The sequence below is a fragment of the Mesorhizobium sp. 2RAF21 genome, assembly GCF_052115345.1.
GTDB lineage: Bacteria > Pseudomonadota > Alphaproteobacteria > Rhizobiales > Rhizobiaceae > Mesorhizobium > Mesorhizobium terrae.
Genome location: NZ_JBFRGM010000002.1, coordinates 447,089 through 467,744, shown reverse-complemented (window position 1 = coordinate 467,744; position 20,656 = coordinate 447,089). Strand labels below are relative to the sequence as shown.

General features: G+C 61.6%; 19 protein-coding genes and 1 pseudogene. 9 read left to right on the top strand and 11 right to left on the bottom strand.

Going from position 1 to position 20,656, the window contains the following annotated elements; translation table 11 throughout:
• Window positions 1-15 precede the first annotated feature (15 nt).
• Window positions 16-1,134: an aminotransferase-like domain-containing protein gene (locus tag AB4136_RS05000; RefSeq protein ID WP_083237716.1), complete on the top strand. Its 1,119-nt coding sequence runs from the start codon at window positions 16-18 to the stop codon at window positions 1,132-1,134.
• Window positions 1,135-1,148: 14 nt separating this feature from the next.
• Here AB4136_RS05000 and AB4136_RS04995 read toward each other — a convergent pair whose 3' ends face one another.
• The 10 genes from AB4136_RS04995 to aepX all read right to left on the bottom strand — a co-directional run bounded on the left by AB4136_RS04995 (window position 1,149) and on the right by aepX (window position 11,174).
• A complete protein-coding gene (locus AB4136_RS04995; RefSeq protein WP_065997702.1) occupies window positions 1,149-1,985 on the bottom strand; it encodes a class I SAM-dependent methyltransferase in 837 nt (278 codons plus the stop codon).
• Window positions 1,986-2,030: 45 nt separating this feature from the next.
• A complete protein-coding gene (locus AB4136_RS04990; protein ID WP_441930381.1) occupies window positions 2,031-2,816 on the bottom strand; it encodes a DMT family transporter in 786 nt (261 codons plus the stop codon).
• Window positions 2,817-2,877: 61 nt separating this feature from the next.
• The gene (locus AB4136_RS04985; RefSeq protein ID WP_083237715.1) at window positions 2,878-4,002 is read right to left on the bottom strand and encodes an aminotransferase-like domain-containing protein; all 1,125 of its coding nucleotides are present in this window, start codon (window positions 4,000-4,002) and stop codon (window positions 2,878-2,880) included.
• Window positions 4,003-4,021: 19 nt separating this feature from the next.
• Window positions 4,022-5,152, bottom strand: coding sequence for an NAD(P)/FAD-dependent oxidoreductase (locus AB4136_RS04980; protein WP_065997697.1), 1,131 nt, complete (start codon window positions 5,150-5,152; stop codon window positions 4,022-4,024).
• Between the two features lie 31 nt (window positions 5,153-5,183).
• Entirely contained in the window at window positions 5,184-5,963 is a 780-nt protein-coding gene (locus AB4136_RS04975) for an SDR family NAD(P)-dependent oxidoreductase (RefSeq protein ID WP_441930378.1), read from the bottom strand.
• A 17-nt stretch (window positions 5,964-5,980) separates the two neighbouring features.
• Window positions 5,981-7,537 (bottom strand): hypothetical protein, encoded by a 1,557-nt coding sequence (locus tag AB4136_RS04970; RefSeq protein ID WP_065997690.1) that lies wholly within the window; start codon window positions 7,535-7,537, stop codon window positions 5,981-5,983.
• Window positions 7,534-8,139 (bottom strand): CDP-alcohol phosphatidyltransferase family protein, encoded by a 606-nt coding sequence (locus AB4136_RS04965; protein ID WP_065997688.1) that lies wholly within the window; start codon window positions 8,137-8,139, stop codon window positions 7,534-7,536. The genes AB4136_RS04970 and AB4136_RS04965 overlap by 4 nt, the downstream gene beginning before the upstream one ends.
• A gap of 29 nt (window positions 8,140-8,168) precedes the next feature.
• Window positions 8,169-8,966: a phosphocholine cytidylyltransferase family protein gene (locus AB4136_RS04960; RefSeq protein WP_441930375.1), complete on the bottom strand. Its 798-nt coding sequence runs from the start codon at window positions 8,964-8,966 to the stop codon at window positions 8,169-8,171.
• An 11-nt stretch (window positions 8,967-8,977) separates the two neighbouring features.
• Window positions 8,978-10,189, bottom strand: coding sequence for an aminotransferase class I/II-fold pyridoxal phosphate-dependent enzyme (locus AB4136_RS04955; RefSeq protein WP_065997684.1), 1,212 nt, complete (start codon window positions 10,187-10,189; stop codon window positions 8,978-8,980).
• Window positions 10,190-10,241: 52 nt separating this feature from the next.
• Window positions 10,242-11,174, bottom strand: coding sequence for a phosphoenolpyruvate mutase (aepX, locus tag AB4136_RS04950; protein ID WP_065997683.1), 933 nt, complete (start codon window positions 11,172-11,174; stop codon window positions 10,242-10,244).
• 286 nt (window positions 11,175-11,460) lie between these two features.
• Between aepX and AB4136_RS04945 the strand changes: the two genes are divergently transcribed.
• From AB4136_RS04945 to AB4136_RS04925, 5 genes and pseudogenes are all read left to right on the top strand, one after another.
• Complete coding sequence (locus AB4136_RS04945; RefSeq protein ID WP_065997682.1) at window positions 11,461-12,282, top strand: IclR family transcriptional regulator; 822 nt, start codon at window positions 11,461-11,463, stop codon at window positions 12,280-12,282.
• A 135-nt stretch (window positions 12,283-12,417) separates the two neighbouring features.
• Window positions 12,418-13,308, top strand: coding sequence for a substrate-binding periplasmic protein (locus AB4136_RS04940; protein WP_083237714.1), 891 nt, complete (start codon window positions 12,418-12,420; stop codon window positions 13,306-13,308).
• Window positions 13,309-13,324: 16 nt separating this feature from the next.
• A complete protein-coding gene (locus AB4136_RS04935; RefSeq protein WP_065997681.1) occupies window positions 13,325-13,966 on the top strand; it encodes an amino acid ABC transporter permease in 642 nt (213 codons plus the stop codon).
• Window positions 13,963-14,685: an amino acid ABC transporter permease gene (locus tag AB4136_RS04930; protein WP_065997679.1), complete on the top strand. Its 723-nt coding sequence runs from the start codon at window positions 13,963-13,965 to the stop codon at window positions 14,683-14,685. The genes AB4136_RS04935 and AB4136_RS04930 overlap by 4 nt, the downstream gene beginning before the upstream one ends.
• 6 nt (window positions 14,686-14,691) lie before the next feature.
• Window positions 14,692-15,669 (top strand): annotated as a pseudogene (locus AB4136_RS04925) (C45 family autoproteolytic acyltransferase/hydolase); the annotation flags it as partial.
• Window positions 15,670-15,739: 70 nt separating this feature from the next.
• Here AB4136_RS04925 and AB4136_RS04920 read toward each other — a convergent pair.
• Complete coding sequence (locus tag AB4136_RS04920) at window positions 15,740-16,912, bottom strand: hypothetical protein (protein ID WP_137901735.1); 1,173 nt, start codon at window positions 16,910-16,912, stop codon at window positions 15,740-15,742.
• A gap of 227 nt (window positions 16,913-17,139) precedes the next feature.
• Between AB4136_RS04920 and alr the strand changes: the two genes are divergently transcribed.
• The 3 genes from alr to AB4136_RS04905 all read left to right on the top strand — a co-directional run bounded on the left by alr (window position 17,140) and on the right by AB4136_RS04905 (window position 20,628).
• Complete coding sequence (gene alr, locus AB4136_RS04915; protein WP_065997674.1) at window positions 17,140-18,354, top strand: alanine racemase; 1,215 nt, start codon at window positions 17,140-17,142, stop codon at window positions 18,352-18,354.
• Window positions 18,355-18,356: 2 nt separating this feature from the next.
• Window positions 18,357-19,241: a DMT family transporter gene (locus AB4136_RS04910; RefSeq protein ID WP_065997673.1), complete on the top strand. Its 885-nt coding sequence runs from the start codon at window positions 18,357-18,359 to the stop codon at window positions 19,239-19,241.
• A gap of 424 nt (window positions 19,242-19,665) precedes the next feature.
• Entirely contained in the window at window positions 19,666-20,628 is a 963-nt protein-coding gene (locus AB4136_RS04905; RefSeq protein WP_065997672.1) for an ArdC family protein, read from the top strand.
• Window positions 20,629-20,656: the final 28 nt, after the last annotated feature.

Here is a 20,656-nt window from a genome sequence, read left to right as displayed (position 1 = left end):
TGAAGGTCGCTTGCAATGACGATCAATCAAAGAGATTTCTCGGTGGCAGAACCCATCAGTCTCATTCGTACGACTCCGCCGACGCCGGGCTGGATCGGTGACGAGATCAAAAATGCGCTCCTGGAGATTTCCCAGGCGCATGACCTGTCCACGCTCCTTAGATACCACCGGTTCGCGGGTACCGAACGAGACCGGGAGGTGGGGGCGTCCTGGATGTCGGATCGCATGGGTGGGGGGCTTGAGATCGGTCGCATCATCGCGACCAACGGCACACAGAATGCCCTGATGCTGACGCTCGCAGCCGTTGTTGGCAGTGGTGGCTTGGTCCTCGTCGAGGCGTTCAGCTACTATGGCTTTCGCCGTCTGGCCGGTTTTCTGAATGTCGAAGTCGACTGCATTGAGATGGATCGGGATGGAGCGCTGCCGGACGCGTTTGAAGACGCTTGCCGGACGCGATCGCCGAAGGCGCTCTTCCTGACGCCAACCATCCACAATCCAACGACGCTGGTGATGTCGCTCGAACGGCGCAGAGAGATCATCGATATTGCGAGAAAGTACGGCGTTGCAATTATCGAGGACGACGTCTATGGCGCGCTGCCGCACGACGCGCCACCACCGATCGCGGCACTGGCACCCGATATCTGCTGGTTTGCGACCGGTCTGGCAAAATGTGTCTCGCCTGGGCTGAAGGCTGGCTATCTCGTTGCGCCCTCCACAAGTCACGCTGCATCCGTCTTCGAGCGTTTTCAGGTCACCTCGACCTGGCATATGTCGCCGCTTTCATCGGCGTTGGCAGATAAGTGGATAAGCGGAGGGACCGCAAAGCGTATTCTCGACGCCGTACGCGCCGAAGCATCGGGCCGGCAGGAGATTGCGCGCGAGATCCTGGCAGGCAGCCAATACGCGGCCCACCCAAACGGTCTGCATCTTTGGCTGACGCTGCCTGTTCAACACGACCAGGATTCTTTCATCGATGCAGCTGCCAAGGCCGGCGTCATCCTTCGACCCGGTTCGATGTTTGCCTTTCATCCGGACAGGCCCGTCGACGCGATCCGCATTGTCTTGGGAAGCCCGGAAACGCGAGAGGAACTCAGGCGGGCGCTGAGCGCCATCCGTGAAACGGCCGGCGCCTGAACAGCGCCTGATGTTCAAGCACCGTTCACGCAGAAAACGCCCAGCGTGTCGAACGACATTGCGACACGCCCACTGCTTTCATGGCTGTGGAATATAGACCGCAACAGAGACTCCACCGCGGGTCGTCCTAATCGGCGCATCCCGATCAGCGTGGGCGACAAGGTGCTCACATACCCAATGAATTCATTTTCGGAAAATTCCAGCTCGTTGCACCAATGTGCTGCGTGGCCGGAAGAAAATGACCGGCAGGAAAGAACCTCCCGGGAGATGTCGATGCTCTCATACTGGCCGTGTTCATTGGTTCTGTGGCCACGAACGAAGACCGGGGCGAATTTCTCGAGGAGACAGAATATCTCGTCTCCAGCGGAACCGGGCGGACTCACCAGTTGGTAGTCGACAATTGCGAGAAGTCCCTGCGGGCAGAGAACCCTGGCGCATTCGTTCAGGAACTTCTGGCGCGAGAACCGATGATAGGCGCAGGCGGCTGTGACCAGGGCAAGCGACCTGTCGGCAAATGGAAGATGCGTGGATGAGCCGTCCACGAACGTCACGTTGCTGCCGGATGCGGGGGAAACCGCGACGGCGTTTGCTCTCATGTCTGCACTGGGCTCGACACCCACCACCTGACGCTGTGGAACCAGAAACTGCGCAAGCGCGAACGTGAAAAGACCTGTTCCTGCGCCGACGTCAACCGCAGGAAGGCTGTGGTCGAGGGACGACGAGAGGCCCGATACGTGTGCTATGAGGGCGCGCGGATAGCGTGGCCGGTATCTATAGTGGCCGGCAACCTGTCGAAATATGCTGCTGGATTGCGACTGTCGGGTTGCCCCGACGCTCTGCAGTACATTCATGGCACATCTCCTTCCAACACTGTCGACCTGTCGGGCCGGGTTTCGTCACGAAAACCGGATTGCAGAAAATATACTTAGTGAAATAATCAATATTCCCACTATGTAGCTTGGTGTAACGGCGTTCTTGAAGAATATTACTCCCGCAAGTGTCGCCAATATAATTCTTCCCAGATCGATTATTGCAATTCTTGGCAATCCGGATCTTGGGAATACCCGGAAAAGCAGTGCCTGGGAGATCGTCGTGAGCAGCCCGATGGCGCAGACGAGGATTACCTCATCCAGGTTCAGCGGACGCCATGAGATTGCGGCCAGCGGCAATGCGAACGCACATGTCAACGCGCTCGTTATCAAGGTCGCCATGATGGGAGCCTGGAAGGCGCCAATGAGCCTGGTCTGACTTGCAATCACAGAAGCCGTCAGGGCGGACAACAACGCGGCGGCGGCGCCCGGCACTGGTGCCGAGTTGAGGGACGGGCTCACGGCAAGAATTACGCCTGCGACGCCGGTGGTAATGCAAATCCACTCGACGCGGGATGGTGCGGCAGATCCGAGCCGGCCCGCTAAGGCTCCAAGCAATATCGTCTTTGTGTAGAGGAGAGCCTGCGCCAAACCCACGTCTATGGAGTGTATCGCATACGTCCAGGCGAGCGCGGAAATATAGATTAGAAGGGATCTCGGTGCGTGCCTCTTAACATCCGTGATTTCCATGCGCGGGCACAATTTAAATGAAAATGGCAACAGCAACAGAAAGCTTGAGCCGTACCGCAGGAATGTAAGCTGGTAGATCGATATTTCTGCACTCGAGATGCGCAAGAGCGTGGCGATAAGCACGAAGCATGCCATCTCCATGACAATGTAAATTGGCGTGCTCGTTTGCATCGTCTTTGACCGTTTACGATCTGACCGTCTTTGCCAATCTGGTGAGTGCCGTGAACAGTTCATCCTGTGTGTCGGGACTGCCGATCACGATCCGAATGCTGTTGTGGGACTTGTGGGGATCGACGAAGAACATGTGGCCAGGGCGTAGGATCACGCCGACATCGGCAAGCTGCTGGAGAAGGCGATCCTGGTTGGTTGTGGCGGCAAGTTCCATCCAGAGGAAGACGGACTCAGGGTGGGTGGCGAGGGGGAAGCCAGACAAGCATCCGCGGGCGATCGCTTGCCGGGCAACGATCTCAGCACGGACGGCATCGCGAATGCCAACAAGCGTGCCGTCCATCACCCAGCGCGACATGATTGCTGCCGATAGCGGGTTTGCGTGCCAGGTTGAAATCGTGTCGAAGGCCGCCGCAGCCTTGCCTGCGTCGGCGCTGAATGGCGCGACAAGGTAACCCAGTCGAAGCCCAGGCCCCATGCATTTGGCCGGGCCGGTAGCGAACCAGCAGATATCAGGCGCAAGTGAAGCAATTGGCTCTGGCGCAATCGACGGCAAGCTTCCGTAGACATCATCTTCTATGATCGGAACGCCGTACTTGCGTGCGACGTCGGCAAGCTCAAGGCGTCGCGTTCGTGACATGACAATCGATGTTGGATTGTGCAGGGTTGGCTGCAGGAAAAGCGCACGCGGCCGGCGGTCACGACAGGCCTCGTCAAAAGCATCGGGAAGCGCCCCATCAGCGTCCATGGCGATGCCGCTGACCGTGATGCCAAGCAATGCCGCCAGACGTCGTAGCCCGTAGTAGCTGATATCCTCGGTCAGCAGGTGGTCCCCAATGCCGACGACCGATCGAAGCGCCAGAAAAAGCGCGCTTTGGGTGCCGTTGGTCATGATGATGCGATCAGTCTCGACAGCTGGGCCAAGGCGCTCGCTCAACCAGCGGCGGGCAATATCCCGATCCTCCTCGCTGCCACGGAAGGTGTGATATCGCATGAGACTTTCGATCTTCGCGCTTCGACTGATCTCCCCGAACGCCCTGATCAATGCTTCGCCGACCCATGGGGGCGTGGGTGGCGTGCTGCGGATAAGGCTAATGGGTTCAATTGCCGTTTGCAGTTCATGCCTAATCGATGTTTGCATGTGCGTGGTCCTTTGGGATTCAAACGCTTGCAGCCAGCCAGGCTGAGGGCAACTGTTCGCGTTCGCTCAACAGATGCGAGGAATGTGTTGGCGGTCTTCCGATGCTCCGGGGCCAGCCCAGCGCCGCGACGATCTCAGATGCCGCAATCTTCCCGATCAATGGGGCAAGCGTGACGCCACCATGCATGGCAGCCACGGAGATCGCGGCGCATTCCTCTCGTGGCCCTACGATTGGATGATCGCTGGCGGGTACAGGCCGCGGGCAGGTCGTCCAGCTTCTCGGCACATGGAGGAAACCGTCGAGCCAGCGCGCGCCGGCCGCCAACAGGTCCAGGCGTTCCCCTTCGAGGCGTTTCAATGGTTCGAGTTCACCCGGTAGCGCTGACACTCCAGCTATATATCCGCCCTGACCGGGCCGGATATGGAATCCGTCCGCATAGACGACATGCCTGATCACACTTGTGTCTTGCGTGGTGAGCACGAGGAGCGGGCCAGGCAGCGTCTTGATCGGCAGTTCCCGCAGACCGGCCAGTTTGAGCAGTGAGTTGGTGTCATTGCCCACCGCAAGCACGACCCGATCGAAGGTTTCGAGGTCCGATTGCCAACTTAACCTCACCCATCGGTCTGACGCCTGGATCCCCGCTACGCGCGCGCTGCGAAATTGCGCGCCGAAACGTTCAACGGCGGTCTTCACAAGCTGCTTGCACAACGCGCCTGAGTCGACCCAGCCTTCTTCTGCGACAAGAAATCGTTCCGTGGCGAAGCGGGCATGGATCCGAGGCTCGAGATCGATCATCTCCTTGGCAGCTACGGAACGGACTTCGCCCCCGGCAGATGCGAAGGTGGTCGCATCCCTGGCGAGTTTGGCTGCGGGATCGCCGGCCGATGCTATACGCGCTGTGCCGCATAGGTGCAGGAGGTGTTCCGACCCAATCTCGCGTGCCAGTGCGCGATGGTAACGGATGGCCTGCAAGCGAAAGGCAAGATCCTCGCCGGATCGGCCAAAAGCGTTAAGACAGGCAAAAGACGATCCGGAGACCGCGCTTCCCGGAGGGAGGGGATCGAAGATCGAAACCTTCGCTCCTTGCTTCGCCAGATGGTAGGCGATGGAGGCGCCTACGATTCCTGCTCCGACAACACCAATTTTCATCGGCCTTCTCCGAGAATAGAAGCTCACCGCCTCACGCGCTGGCTGTCAGTCCGCCGTCCACATAAAGGATCTGTCCGGTCACAAATCGCGCTTGCCGGGAGGCCAGGAAATGCACGGCTCCGGCGACATCCGCCGGTGTCGCCAGTCGGCCGATGGGAATGACCGCCACTGCTCGTCGAAAGGTTTCGGGATCTTCCAGCGCCTTGTCGTTCTTGTGCGTGCGGACAGCACCGGGCGCGACCCCGTTTACGGTGATGTTGTGCTGCGCAAGCTCGATCGCCTGCTGTTTCAGCAGGGTCGCCAGCCCCCCTTTGGCCGCGCAGAAGGCGCTGTACCCCCGGCCCCGGAAGCCGAGCGCCGAGCGCACCGAAAGCAGGTGGATGTGACTGCCGCCTCGGCCACTGGCCACCTGCTGGGTGGCGACCGCTTGCGACAGAAACATCGCTGGCCGCAGCGTCCTGGAATAGACCTCGTCGAAGGCTTCCTCCGTCACCTCGAGCAGCTTCTGTTCCTTGTTGAAACCCAGGCAGTTGACGAGAATGTCGACCGATCCATGCAACTGAGCTACAGACGCCACTTGCTTGCGAATGTCTGCAGTGTCGCAGGCATCGAGGCCGATGCCCTCGGCGGTCCAGCCCTCGTCACGGAGCCTGCCTGCAAGCATATCGGCGCGCTCGCCGTCGCGTCCGGCCACGATGCTGGTCGCGCCGGCAACAGCCAAAGCTTGCGAGATGCTGGTTCCAATCGCGCCATAGCCGCCGACCACGAGCGCGACCTTGCCCTTCAGGCCGAACGCCGTTTCGACCTGCAACTCGGATTGGTGAACGGTCATGATGCCTTCTCCTTTGGTGCTGCCGGATTGGCGTCCGCCCGTCGCGCGCGCCAGGTCGCGTCGCCATACTGTCCTTTGAACACCGGCCCGAGATGCTCTTTGGCGGTGCCGCCCAACTTGAGTTTTCCTACGAAAGACCCGTCTTCGGTCAGTTCGCCCTCAAAGCCATAGAACAGCCAGATCGGGACCTGTTCATGCGCCGCTTCCAGGCGCAGGAAGCGTCCATGGACTTCGCCGCTGACGACGCCGGTTCGGTTCTCCGTGTGATGCGTGCCAACCACTGAACGGCCAACCTGCCGAAGCTGCAGGCGGTGTTTGGCCGTTCCACGAAGAAACCCGATGTCGACATGCCAGGCACCCGACACATCCATTTCGGGGATGACCTCGGATTTTGGAGGGGCGATGCTGGCGGGATCGGCAAAAGCGGCAGCCAGAGCGGCGCCGACGATTTCGGCTTCCTTGTCGGACAGGTTGATTGGGTCCAGGATTGTGGAGGTCCTCGTTGACCAGAAGTCGTGGATGAGGATGCGCGGTCGCTGGCTCAGCAGCGCAAGCCGCAATTCCTCGCTGTCGAAGGGGATGTGGTCGAAATCCCATGAAACCTTGAGCCGGGTTGCGGTCACCGAGCCTGGCCAGGTTTTGATCTCGGTCGACACGCCGGGGATGGCGGACAGATATGATCGGATCCGCTCCAGGCGCGGCACCCACTGGCTTCGTTCTTCCCTGGCAGATCGGTGATTGATCCAACGGTCGATGGCGACGACCGCGCCAACCATTTCCTCCTTTCCGATCTTCATGGATCGGCCGAAAGCCTGATGCGGTGCACCATTCCACCAGATCGCCTGGCAGAGGGTCTTTTTCCCGATGACGATCGCCGTCGATTGCGGCGCGCGCAGATATTTGCCGCCGGCATAAACGACCAGGTCAGCTCCACTATCGATCCAACGATCCGGCTTGCCGGGAGAAAGACCGGCCGCATCGACGAGGATCGGCACATCATGTGCCTTTGCCACCGGCAAGATGGACTGGAGGGGGAGGGTGGTCGACCCGTCAAGGCGACCAACCAGGCAGATCATTGCAGCCTCGCCGATTGCCTTGTCCAGCTCTTCATAGGTCGCAACGTCGACGATCTCACCGCCGGCGATGCGCATGGCCTGCTCATACGCGAACCGCTGATCGGCGGGGATCAGGACCTTGTTGCGCAGTCCGGACGTGTCGGGCAGCCGCAGCATGAGTTCGGGATTGTTTCCGGCTATGCAGGCTGCCGTTGCAAGCGCCAGGCTTGCGGCAGTCCCTGCCGTTACCACGCCCCATTCGGCGCCGGTCAACTCGGCCAGCCGCTGGCCCGCGCCTTGGGCCAACTCATCCATGTCCACGAATGCGCCGGCTGCTGCGTTCATGGCCGCGATGACTTCATCCGAAGGGTTGCTGGCGCCATAGATGGTGCGCACCCCCGCGCATTGAACGATGGGCTCCACGCCTAGTGCCCGGAAGACCGCGCCTGCAGACGAAGCGTTGACCGATGCTTGCTTGAGTGTCGAATGCGAGTTCATCCCAGTGTCCTCGAGGCAAGCAGCAACGATGAGGCGACGCAAAAGGCGGTCACGACGACGTACATCGCGCCTTGTGTTTTCGGGACGCTCAAAGGCGCGATGTGGAGCAAAGCCAGCGCGACAAGTGCAGCGGCGAACAGTGATGGAAAGATTTGCTCGGCAATCACCGGGCGAAGCAGGAAGAGAACCGCTGTCAGAGGAACCGCATAGGTCGTCGGCACACCAACGAAGCGCCCACCGGGAGAACCGAACACATTGAAGTAACTCAGCCGCAGAGCGCTGGCCAAAACCAACGTCGCTGCAGCAAGAATCGAGAGGAGCGATCCTTGTCCCACGACGATCAAGGTGACAGCCGGAAAGATACCTGCGCTCACCAGGTCTGCCAGGGAATCAAGGTTTTTTCCAACCTCTCCCGTCTCGGGTGCTCGGCCCAAGGTGCGCTTGGCAACCACGCCGTCTAGATGATCGGCCAGCAAGGCCCAGAGCGTGACCGCGACACCCGCTTCCGGATGGCCCGCAAGTGCGAAGCTGATGCCGACAACGGACAAGGCGAGACCTGCCCCGGTGATGGCGTTTGCAGGATCGGCAAGTTGACGAAGCATGTGCGTTACTCCTCAGCCCTGGCTAGGGGTCAAACAGCCTGCGACAAGAGCGTTACTTCAGGCGGCGTGGCGAAGAGGTTTTCCGCCATGCGCAGATCGGCCTGGTTGTCGATCTCGTACCATTTGACGGTGTCGCAGCGCGCCGCCGCGATCTTCAGGCCGCGGCCTATCAGCTGCGCCAGCACCTGCTCGGTGTAGGTCGTGCCGGCACCGATGCCGATCAGATCGTCGAGGGCAGGCACGATGACCGTCGACAGGGTTGCGCGCGAGAACCGGAACAGATTGAGGGTCTTGAAGAGGCGAGGGGCGCCTGCCTCATTCAGATTTGCGGCGGTCTGCTTCATGCGGACTTCCGCAATTGTCCCGGCGGGGCCAAGAACGACGGYGGAGCCTTCCATTTCTTCGGTGAAAGGTGCGACCGCGGCGACGTCACCGGCGCCGGCGGCCATCAACGAGACCAATGCCTGCCGCTCGAAGAAGACATCTCCTTCGAGCAGGAAAATGTCACCGCTCAGCAGGGTATGACGCGCCAGCCAGAGCGAATAGGCGCTGCCGGTGCGGTCGTAGACAGTAGATTCGACATAGTCGATGTCGACGCCCGCAAACCGGTCACCGCAGGCGTATTCGATTGCATCCTTCCTGTAGCCGACGACGATGGTGGCCGATCTGACCCCCATCGCGCCAAGATGGCGCAGGGCGTTATGGATGATCGAGACGCCGAGGACCTCCACCAGGGGTTTCGGTCGGAAGTCGGTCAGGGGGCGCAGCCGCGAACCCATACCTGCAGCCAGGATAACAGCGCTTTGGGGTACTTCAGTCCTGAACATGACAACTTTCCTTAAGCTACGTTGCGAGTTGCTCCGGTCCACGCGTCAAAAACTCCGACGAGCCTCTCCAGCCCGAGCGCGAGCTTGTCGTGGTCAATTCCGTAAGAGAGACGCAGCCCCATCGGGTCTCCGAAGGCGCTGCCCGACACCCCTGCCACTCCGGCCTGGGCGAGGAGAGCATTGACGACATCGTCCGCGGTTCGTGGGGCGGTGGAAATTGCGCCACTGTCAGCGAGCTCCCGGAGGTCGAGATAGAAGTAGAACCCGCCCTGTGCCTTCGGCAGCGGGGCAATCGCCTGGCGCGACAGGATGTCCAGTCCGAGCCGCCGGGCCTGGGTCAACTGCTCGGAGAGATGTCTTTCATAACTGCCGTCGCCGCGTCGCAGGTGTTCCAGGACGGCATGCTGGGCGATCACATTCGGGTTCGATGTCGTGTGGGACTGGAGTGCTTTGACGGCGTCGATCACGCTTTTTGGAGCGGCCAGGTAGCCAATTCGCCAGCCCGTCAAAGCAAGCGTCTTGGAAAACGCATTGATGATGATGGTGCGCGAGCGCGCTTCCGGCACGAGCGAGACAATTGGATGATGGGCGTGCGGTGCATGCGCGAATGCGCCGTAGCATTCGTCAAAGATGATCCAGAGATCGCGGCGGATTGCCAGGTCGGCGATCTGTTCCAAAGTGCTCTGGTCATAAACGACGCCCGTCGGATTGCTGGGCGTGTTGACCACGATCGCGCGCGTCTTCGGCGTGATGGCGCCTTCGATATCCTCGGCTCTTGGAACATAGCCGTGGTCGCGCGTGTCGACATGCACCGGCCGCCCGCCGGCAATCAGCACCTGCGCCGGGAAGGTCGTCCAATATGGACTTGGGATGATGACTTCGTCGCCCGGGTCCAGCAGGACCATCGCGGCGTTGAAAAGCGCTTGTTTGGCACCGTTCGTGACGGCGATCTCTTCGCCATGCCAAACCTGCCCGGTTTCGCGGGCGACCTTTGCGGCGAGCGCTTCACGCAGTTCGCGAAGCCCGACGGTGTCGGTATAGCGGTTCTCGCCGCGTTCAATGGCGGCCAGCGCGCCCTCGCGGACGCTCGGCGCGAGATCGGACCATATTTCTCCTGCGGTGAGGTCGATGACCTCCTTGCCGGCATCGGATGCCGCCTTGGCGGCTGCGCGCGCGGCAGCCGTCCCCGACGACGCAAAAAGCTTCGTACGCTGTGCCAACATTGTCGGCCCTCGTGAGTTGTTGTGACTGATGGTGGGCGGAACCGGCCCAGTGCTACTCGGCCGCGACCGCGACCGAAGGAAGGTAGCGCGTCTCGGCCTCCGCCAGTTCGCGGTAGTTGAGCAGGTCGAACACATCGTCCAGCGTGGCGACCTCGTTTTCGATGCCGGCGATCGTTCCTTCGCGAAGGATGCGTTCGCAGACCTGGCGCATGGCCGAGACGGCCGCGCGCATGTTGTGGTTGGCCCAGATCACCGTCGAGATCTTGGCCGCACGGTACTCATCGACGGGCGTGCGGTAGTATTTGGTCGGGACGATCACGAGGGGCAGGCGATTGCTCCATTCCCGGGCGAAGGCCAGGATCTCGCCGGCGTCCGACTTACGCGAGTGGATGAGGATCGCATCGGCGCCGGCGTCCGCATAGGCATGCGCACGCATCAGCGCTTCCTGTTGGTCGTAACCCGCGATCAGCGCCTCGACGCGTGCGACCAGAACAAAGTCCTCGGAACCAAGCGTGTCCTTCACCGCGCGCAGCCGTCCGCAGAACTCACTGATTTCCGCCAGCGGGTGACGGTCACCGACAAAGGAGTTCATCTTGGGGAAGCCCTTGTCCTCGAGGCAGACACCGGCCGCGCCGTGCTGGAAGAGCTTCCTGGCCGCGAGCCTGGCATTGTTGAAATTGCCGAAGCCGCTGTCTCCATCCACCAGGATGGGGATTGAGGCTGCATCGGCCATCCGCTCGACGACTTCGACGAGCTGTGTCCAGGATGCTTCATTGGCATCGCGGTAACCGAGGCTCGAGGCAATCGATAGGCCGGAAGCCCAGAGGCCCTTGAAGCCCGCGCGTTCCGCGATGGTTGCTGAAAGCGCGTCATGCGCTTCCATGATGAAACCGAGCGTATTGGCCTGGATTATTCCGCGCAGGCTTGGCCTGGCTGCTGCCGAAACGGCTGTGGTTGAAAGGCCGGATTCTCCAACGTACGACATCGCTGCTCGCTCCCAGATGAGGTGCACTGCCGTTCGTGCCGACAACTCAAGCATGAGGCGTTTCTGCGGCCTTGTCAGGGGCCCACTGATTGGGAAGCGCCACAATTCGCTTGAGCGTCACCGAACTGTCATACGTTATTCACACCATATTATGGTTGTCAATTCAAAAAATATCCAGATTATGGATTGCTCTTTTAGCCGGCTACGGGATCGTTGGCATAGACTTGTCAAGCCAGGCGGTATGAGGCATTGGGGAGATAACTGGGTTCTGAGATACACGCTGCGGATGCCAAAGACAGTCAACGAGACGGAACTGGCGAGCGGGGCGCAACTCCTGGACCGCGCGGTGGCGGTGCTGAATTTCGTCGGCCAGGCGGCGCGGTCGGGCGGCGCCAGTATCGCCGACATCAGTGAGGGGCTGAATCTCAAACAACCGACCGCGCATCGGATTGCCGTCGCCCTCGAACGTCATCGCTTGATCGATCGCGACAGCCTCACGAAGCGCTATAGGCTCGGGCTGGGGCTTTTTGTGCTGGGTGTCCGTGCCGCTGACGAGTCCGGCCTGCGCACGCTGGCACAGCCGGCGCTAACGCGCATCGGCGCGGCCACCGGCGACACCGTCTTCCTGATGGCACGCTCGGGGGTCAGCGCGATCTGCGTGGATCGCCACCAGGGCAGCTATATGATTGACAGCCTCACCGGCGGAATAGGCGGGCAGATACCGCTCGGCGTCGGTTCGGCCAGCCTGGCGATCCTGGCTTCATTGCCGCCGCCGGAGGCTGACGCCATCATCGAGGCGAACTCGCCACTCTATCCGCAGCATCATGGTCTGACAGCAGGCCGCGTCCGCAGCTTGCTGCCGGCAATACGCCAGGAAGGGTACGCCCTCGACAGGGGCGATCTGGTGGCCGGGATCTCGGCGTTCGCCGTCGCGATCAGCCCCGGGCAAAGGCCGAGCGGCGTGGCAATCGCCGTGAACATGACCAGCGCCAGACTGTCCCAAGACCGGTTCGAACAGTTGCTTCCATTGGTCAGACGGGAAGTGCAGCAGCTTGAAGAGCAGATCAATCCGCTGGAGATCATGTTCCGGCAACGCCCGGCCAGATGAACGCCGAAGCCCCTGCGACGTCGCAATTCGTGACGCTTCGCGCACGTTTACAAGTAAGCCGGCAAGGTTTAGAGTTCACTCATATTATGGATATCGGTAGGCTGGATTCCCCTTTCGTATGGAGTGTTGGGGCAGATGGTTTGCGATCGGCATGCGACTGGAACCTGCCTGGGTATCGCGCTCTGCGTGCTGATGGCCGTGTTGCTTTCGAAAGCCGCCCTTGCATTGGAACGATACCAGTTGAGCGTGCCGGGAACGCTGAGCGTTGCGATTACCGGCGACATGCCGGGTCTTGTCGCGCTCGATGGCAAGCTGTCGGGCTACGACGGTGAAATCCTCCAGATGGCGGCGACGCGGCTTGGCCTCAAGATAAGGCCGGTTCCGATGGAATGGTACGGCGCGATCGCTGCGACCCAGTCCGGCCAGGTTGACATCATCGGCGGCAACGTCGCCTGGACGCGGCAGCGGGCCGACGTGCTGACCATGACCGATCCCACAGCCTACTTCCAGAACGGCATTACCCAGAAGATCGGGCAGAACTGGAACAGCCTGGCGGATCTTGAGAACAAGAAGGTCGGCTCGATGATCGGCTTTGGCTTTCTGGTTGAACTGCGCAGGCTGCCCGGCCTGCAGCTCATGCTCTACGACACGCCGGACGCGGCAATGCGTGACCTGGTCATCGGTAGGATCGACGCCATGATCGGCGACCCGCCGGCCATCGACTACGCGATTTCGCGCAATCCGGACTGGAAGCTGCACACGGTCCCCTTCATCGACAACAATCCTGACTTCCCCTTGTTGACGAGCACCGGCCGGCAATATGTCTTTGGTCTCTCCAAGAACAATCAGGCGCTCGCCGATGACCTGAGCCGCGAGATCAGGCTGCTGTGGTCGGATTGCGAGGTCAGGCTGATCGGCAAGCATTATGGCCTGTTGAGCGACACGAACTTCGTGCCCTCGGCGGACAATTTCCGCGCCGGCGTCGACAGACCAGCCGACTGGGCCGCACCGCGTTGTCGGCAATAGCGAGCGGGGGTGAGCGGTGATCGACCTCGGCGTTGTCCTGTTGATCCTGCTGGACGGTGCAAGGATCACCGTCATCATCGCCTTGGGCGCGCTGGTCCTGGCGATTGCACTCGGCTTTTCTCTGGCTTCCGCCAGTTTCCTGCTCCGATCCCGTCTCGTCGACACTCTCATTGCGATCTATGCCGGGATCCTGCACACCATTCCCAGCCTGATCTGGCTGCTTCTGGTGTATTTTGGCCTGGCTCACATCGGGATCAGGCTCCCGCCGGTGCCGGCAGCCACGGCAGGACTGGGCATCATAGGGTCGGCGATGCTTGTGGAGGTTTTTGCCACGGCATTCCGGTCGGTGGCGGCAAAACAGAGCGAGCCGGCGCTTGCGCTGGGCCTTTCCCGCCTCCTGGCCTTCAGGCTGGTGATCGTCCCCAATTCCTGGCGAATAAGCCTGCCGCCGCTCGGCAACTATGCGCTCGCCCTCGTCAAGGACACGACGCTGGCCGCGGCAATCGCTGCGCCGGAGCTCATGTTCCAGGCGCGCGCGTTGGTGAACCGCACGTTCGAGACGGGACTGATCTATGGGCTGGCGGCATGCATCTATCTCGGCGTCGCCTTCATCCTTTTCCGCCTGACAAAGCGCTTTGAACAGGTGGCGAGCCAATGATGGAAGGCATTGCCTTGTATCTTGCGGACTGGGGCCCGCGCCTTTTCGAGGCTGCGTCGCTCACGCTGCTGTTGACCGCGGCAGGCTTTTGCGGCGCGTCCCTGGTCGGCCTTGGCCTGGAAGCCCTGAGGACGTCGCGCAGCGCGAGACTGCGCGGTCTCGTCAACTCGTATGTCTGGGTCTTGCGCGCCATACCGCTGCTGATCGTTCTCTACGTGCTTTACTTCGTCCTGCCCGGCTTCGGCTTGACGCTGTCGCCTTTCCTGGCGGGCACGCTCGGCCTTGTCCTTGTGCACGGCGCCTATCTGGCCGAGGTGCTGCGCGCCGGCATGCAGGCCGTGGAGCAGGGTCAATGGGAAGCCGCGCGCGCCGTTGGACTGTCTCGTCTCCTCAGCCTGCGGCTGGTCGTCATTCCCCAGGCCGTGCGCCATATGTCCGGACCACTGATCGTTGCCTTGATCTGCGTGCTCAAGGACAGCTCCGTCTGCGCCCTGATCGGCGTCAACGAGCTGACATTGACCTCCCGGGCGATCATGTCCGAGAGCTTCATGCCGCTGCATGTCTTCCTGCTCGCAGGCCTTTTCTACCTTGCGCTCGGCTGGCCGGCTTCGCTGCTCGCACGCGCGATCGAGCGGCGGACGAACAACCATCGCTGCCCGCAACCGCAGCGCTTGCGAGCGCCCAGGCGGCGGGCGCGCCTGGCGCCTCTGGCCAGGTGAGGGCCAATGGCGCGAGCCCCTTTTCCGGTTGTGGTCCTGCAAGGCGCGCCCTATGAGCGCGGCCATCAGCATGGAACCGCTTTCCAGCGTGATATCGTCTCTGACCTGGACCGGCTTGCCAGGTCTGTTCCAGCGCGCGTCCTGGTCAGGACACGACGCGAGGCGGGGGCGTCTTGGCGAACCCTGAATTTGCTCGCGCCTGCCATAGCCGCCGAAATCGAGGGAATCGCCGACGGCGCGCATTGTGCGGCCGAGGATATCTTCCTCAACAGCGGCTTCGAGTTTTTCGGGGAGCCGGCGCCGACCGGCTGCAGTGCGTTCGCCTTCAAGGGCGAGCGCGGCGCGGTTGTTGGCCAGAATTGGGATGCACCGCACGGCGCGAAATCCGGCCTGGTGCTTTTCGTGCACTTGGACCCGGACGGCTTTCAATTGGCCACCGTCGCTTCCAGGGGCACGCTGGGCTGGCTCGGCCAGAATGGCCACGGTCTCTGTCTGACGACCAATGATCTGATGCTCGACACAAGGACGGCAGGCCTGCCCAGCCAGGTGGTGCGTCGCATGGTCCTGTCCGAGCCGGATGTGCCGAGCGCACTTCGTCTTCTGCATCGGTTGCCGCATATGGGCGGGCGAAGTTACCTGCTTGGCGATGCCTCCGGACGGATAGCCGCGGTCGAGGTGTCGCCGGCAGCCGGCGTGAAAGCCCTTGCCGGCGCCGGTCCGCTCATCCACACCAACCACGCACTGTTGAGCGAGACGAAGGCCGTCGAGAACCGTGCCCTGCTGCAGCAGATCTATCCGTCGACATATGACCGATATGCCTCGCTTGCCGGTGCAGCCGGGTCCATGCGCTATGTAGCCGACGCCAAGCGCGTCCTGCGCGATCGGACCGGAGCGCCCAATGCCGTTGCAAAGAGCTTCTCGCGCGAGGAAGCGACCGAGACCGCGTGTTCGATCGTGTGCGATCCCACGGCAGGGGTGATCCATGTCTGCCTCGGTCTTCCCTGCGCGGGCGCGTTCGTTGCGCACGGCCTTCCGGCTCGCGACCGCGTCTCGGTCAGGCGGCACTCAGATCCGACTTCGCCAGTTGTGCGTGCCGATATTCAGCAAACCTTGCCGCAAGTTCATTCGCGATCTCCTCGCAATCCGCGAGACGCACAGCTGGGCAGTCGAAGCCGATTTCTTCGCGGATGATCGCGGCGGAATCCGTCGTGAAACGGATGGTGCCATCCGCGTCGACGGACTCGATACCGTCGAATTTCTGGCAGGCGCGGTTGATGGCGACAGCTTCGCCGATCGACAATCCCTCCGGCAGGTCGATGGATATTCCGTCTGGTGAAATCCTGACGGGATAGCCGCCGACTAGACCCAGGGGCCCTGGCGCATGAACGACGCGGTCAACGCCGTCGGCTAGCGTCCGCAGCACGGCCGTCGCCGAGGAGGCGGTCACCGATTGCCCGGCCAGACCCTTGACGCGGCGGAAGCGCCCGGCGACGGTGGCAAACACCGCGTCGTGATCGATTGCCTCGGTCGGCAGGACCTCGCCGTCGAGGTAGAAACTCAGATGGTAGGGTGCACCGTCCGTCCCGCCTGAGCTCGGCATCCGGTAGCTCAGGAAGTGATGCGCAAAGAAACGCACGGCGATGCGCCTGACGTCGCAGCCGAGAAGATGGGCCGCCGCCAGCTGGATCCCCGGAACGGCATTGGCGATGTTGCCGATGCCGATCAAGGGGGCGGCGTTTTCGGCTGCGAGCGCCGCATTGGTCACGTCGGGATAGGACGCGTTGACGACCTTGGCCTGCAGGCCGGCCAGGCGGACGGCCTGCATCAGGCGGCGCACCAGAACCAGATGCATGGCTGCCCAGACGCCGCCGCGCGCCTGGTCCAGGCGCTGGAAGGCGGCTTGCGGCAGCTGGGTGATTACCCACCATGAATGCAGCGTCGTTGCGTTGAAGATGATGTCCGGCCGAAGCGCGGTGAGATAGGCGGCCGTCTCGTCGACATTCATCAGGTCGACGGCGGCGACCTGGATGCTGGCGTGGTGGCCGAGATTGGCCGCCGTGTAGCGCGCCAGGTTCGCGCGCAGCGATACTTTCTGGTTATCGCGTGCCGCTATGTGGATGTCGTAGCCGCAGCCGCTCTGGCTCAGAAAATCAAGAACGCCGCCGCCGAGCACGCCGCAGCCGAGTATCAAAATCCTGGTAGGATGATCGCCCGTTTCGAGAGCCATTTTGCGCCTCGCGTCTGAGTTAATGGTTGGTTCAACGCTCCGGACAATGGCAGCCGTTTGTGACAGCACCTTTTAGGACGGTACATACCTCTCACCTTTGAGATCGATACATCTTAAAATCCGATGGCTGTCACTCATCTGAAAGATGCTTGTCATCCACGCTCGATAACTTCGCCACCATCTGTCGGCGCATCGCCAAAATGGGGCGGCAAGGTGGAGAGCAAGGAATGAACCAGGTCGCTAACGTTGCGCGATATCTGCCATTGGACAGCGCGGTCCTGGAGGTCGATCTGGATGCGGTGCGCGCCAACTACATCACGATGACCGGTATTCTCGGCCGCGATGTCACCACTGCCGCGGTCGTCAAAAGTGATGCTTACGGACTCGGCCTGGAACCACTTGCCCGAACGCTGTGGGACGTGGGCTGCACGTCCTTCTTCGTTGCCAATCTGGAAGAAGCATTGAGACTGCGCGCCGTCTGCCCTTTCGCCAGGATCGCGGTCTTCCATGACGACTATGTCCGCTTTAGGCGAATTTACCGGCTGGAAGACATCCAGCCGGTAATCAACACGCCAGAGGAGTTGGATTTCCATTTCCGGACAGCGGCGACCGATCCGTACCTGCTCAATGTCGACACAGGCTTCTCGCGCCTCGGCCTATCCTCGTCGGAGGTTTCGGATTTTTCCAACAAGGAATGGTTTTTCAGGCACCCGCCCCGAATCCTGGTCAGTCATCTGGCCTGCAGCGACCATTCATCGGACGCGATGAATGAAGTCCAGAAGCTGCGATTTGAATCTTTGCGCGCATCGATCCGACCCATGGCCAGCAGCCTGGTGGCTTCCGCCGGCGCGTGGCTCGACACTTCGTTCCACTTCAATCTTGCCCGCATTGGGTCAGCGCTGTTCGGGCTCAACAATGCCGGTATCCGTCCCAATCCGCTGTGTCCCGTCCTTAGCCTGCGTGCCCGCGTCCTTGCCGTTCGCGAGGTTTCCGCACATGAAGCCGTAGGTTATGGAGCGACATTCCGCGCCCGCCGCAACAGCCGGATCGCCATCGTCGGCATCGGCTATGCCCAGGGGCTGCCTTGGGCGTGCGCGGGCAGGATCTCTGTCCGCCTCGGCGCGCATTCCGCTCCCGTGGTGGGGTGCATATCGATGGAATACGTCACGGTCGACGTGACGGACGTGCCGCCTGAACTCTGTGGTCCCGGCACCTGGGCGCAGTTCCTGCATGACGAATTTGACGTCGGCGACCTTGCCGCCGAGATCGGCGTCAATGCTCAGGAGATCGTGATGCGTCTGGGTTCTGGGTGTCTGAAGCGCCATCGGCAAGACGGCAGCGAGGAAGCCGAATTGATCGTATGGCGCCAGCGGCATCCGGCGCCGGAAACGCTGGGCTTTTACCATTCAACCGGCGACCGCGTAGCGCTTGGTGGCGTCTAGGCATGTTCTCCATCAGCAATCGAAACGCAGGTGTGGCCCTGGCCGTCCTTGCGGCGGTTTTCTGGAGCACGGGAGGATTGTTCTCGCGCTTGATCGCTGTCGACAGCTGGACGCTGCTGTTTTGGCGCAGCACCTTCAGTGCCCTTTTTGTGCTGATGTTCTTGACGCTGGTGCTTCGAGAGTCACTGAGCGGCATTGTCGGAAGGCTCACGCCCGCGGCATGGCTGGTTGCAGGCATGTCGTCGACGGCAATGGTCGCGTTCATATTCGCGTTGCGGAACACGACGGTCGCCAATGTCGCGGTCATTCATGCCGGGGCGCCGCTGATCGTTGCGGCCCTCTCCTGGGCTTTGCTCGGCGACAGGCCGCCGTCGGTTGCGCTTATAGCCGGCGTCGCAGCCATAGCGGGCGCCGTTTTGACGGTGGGTGCGTCGGCGCTCTCGGGAGGTGGTTTTACGGGTGATGTTCTCGCGTTAATCATGACCCTGCTGATGGCACTCATGGCCATAGCCATGCGCGGAAACGACCAATTCCCCGTGGCCGAGACTTTGATCCTTTCCAACATATTGTGCGCGGTGGCTGTGTTGCCGTTCTCAAGCCCGCTGGCCGTCGCGTCGAAGGACCTGGCTTGGCTGGCTTCATTCGGGCTTGTGCAGATGACGCTCGGATTTCTTACTTTCGGACTGAGCTTGCGCTATCTGCCGGCGCGCGACGCCGCGCTTATCGGTGCCGTCGAGACCCCGATCGCACCGATCTGGGTCTGGCTTGCTTTCCATGAGGTGCCGGCACAATCCACCATACTCGGTGGGTTGATCATATTCGTCTCGGTTCTGGCTTTCCTGCTCAGCGCCGATCGAAAGCCCGCGAATTCCTATCTCTCGAATTGACGACGTTGGTGTTCTCGTTATGCGTGCATTGCGTGGGCGACAATGTCAAATCGTGGTGTCCTCCGCTTCACCCAAACTTAGCTTTGCCTGACCGTCCAGTATCGTCCTTGCAGCAAGATGGTCCCGGTTTAGGTTGATCGTCTCCGGCGACTTCGTCCCCTCGGCGTAGACAGTTGCAGCGGCCGCCACCCTTTCCGGGTGGCGAAGTTGCTTTGTTTGGGCTCCCGGTGGCGCGGGGTGGGCGGCTCTCCCTTCTAGCCCCGCCGCGGCAGCCCGCAACCCTTCGCTTGCTGCTTCGGGTCCTCCACTTCGTTCCGGTCCTTCGGATGCCTGCCACCTCTGACGGCGGGCCTTTCCGGTCGTTTTCGCCGCCCACCCCGCTTCCGGGGGAGGGCGCAGCGAGATTGCGAGCGGAGATCAGATCATGCGCAGGACCGGCAAGCGTTCAGCCCGAGGCGGGGGTGGTGCAAAAGGCAACCAGCAACCGCAGGCCAGCCTCTATTCAGAAATCACGGACCGCATCATCGCCGATCTCGAACGGGGCTGCGTGCCTTGGGTCAAGCCTTGGGGCAGGGCGAAGGCGGCCATTGGTCTGCCGAAGAATGCCGCCACCGGACGCGGCTATTCCGGGATCAACATCCTCATCCTGTGGGGCGCGGTGATCGAACACGCTTATCCAAGCCAGAACTGGCTGACCTTCCGGCAGGCACTTTCGCTTGGTGGTTCAGTCAGGAAGGGCGAGCACGGCACGACCATCGTGCACGCGGATCGGTTCGTTCCGAAGGATGAGAAGGAACGCGCCGAGGCCCAAGACACCGAGCCGCAGGCAATCCCCTATCTGAAGCGGTTCACCGTCTTCAATGTCGCGCAGTGCGACGGCTTGCCCGAGCATGTCACGAGCGTAACCGAGCCGCTGCCCGAGCGGGAAATCATCCCGCACGCCGAGGCCCTGATGCGGGCTACCGGCGCGGATATCCGCATCGGCGGTGACAGCGCTTTCTACATGCCCGCCAACGATTGCATCCAGGTGCCACCGCAGCCCGCATTTTTCGAGCAGATCAACTACTACCGAACCTGTTTTCATGAACTCGGTCACTGGACCGGGCATCCGACGCGTCTGGCCCGTGATCTCACCGGGGCATTCGGCTCCAAAACCTATGCCCGTGAAGAACTGATAGCCGAGATGGCTGCGGCCTTCGTCTGCTCGGCGCTCGGCATCGCGCCGACGGTGCGCCACTCCGACTATATCGGCTCGTGGCTCACGGCGTTGCGCGAGGACAATCGCGCGATTTTTCGCGCGGCCAGCCTCGCCTCGAAAGCCGCCAATTTCCTGCTCGCCTTCAACAATGGCGTGGCAGGCGATGCTGAGGCGGGCATCGCAGCTTGAGCGCCGGCGCGATTGCACTCAACCCGAT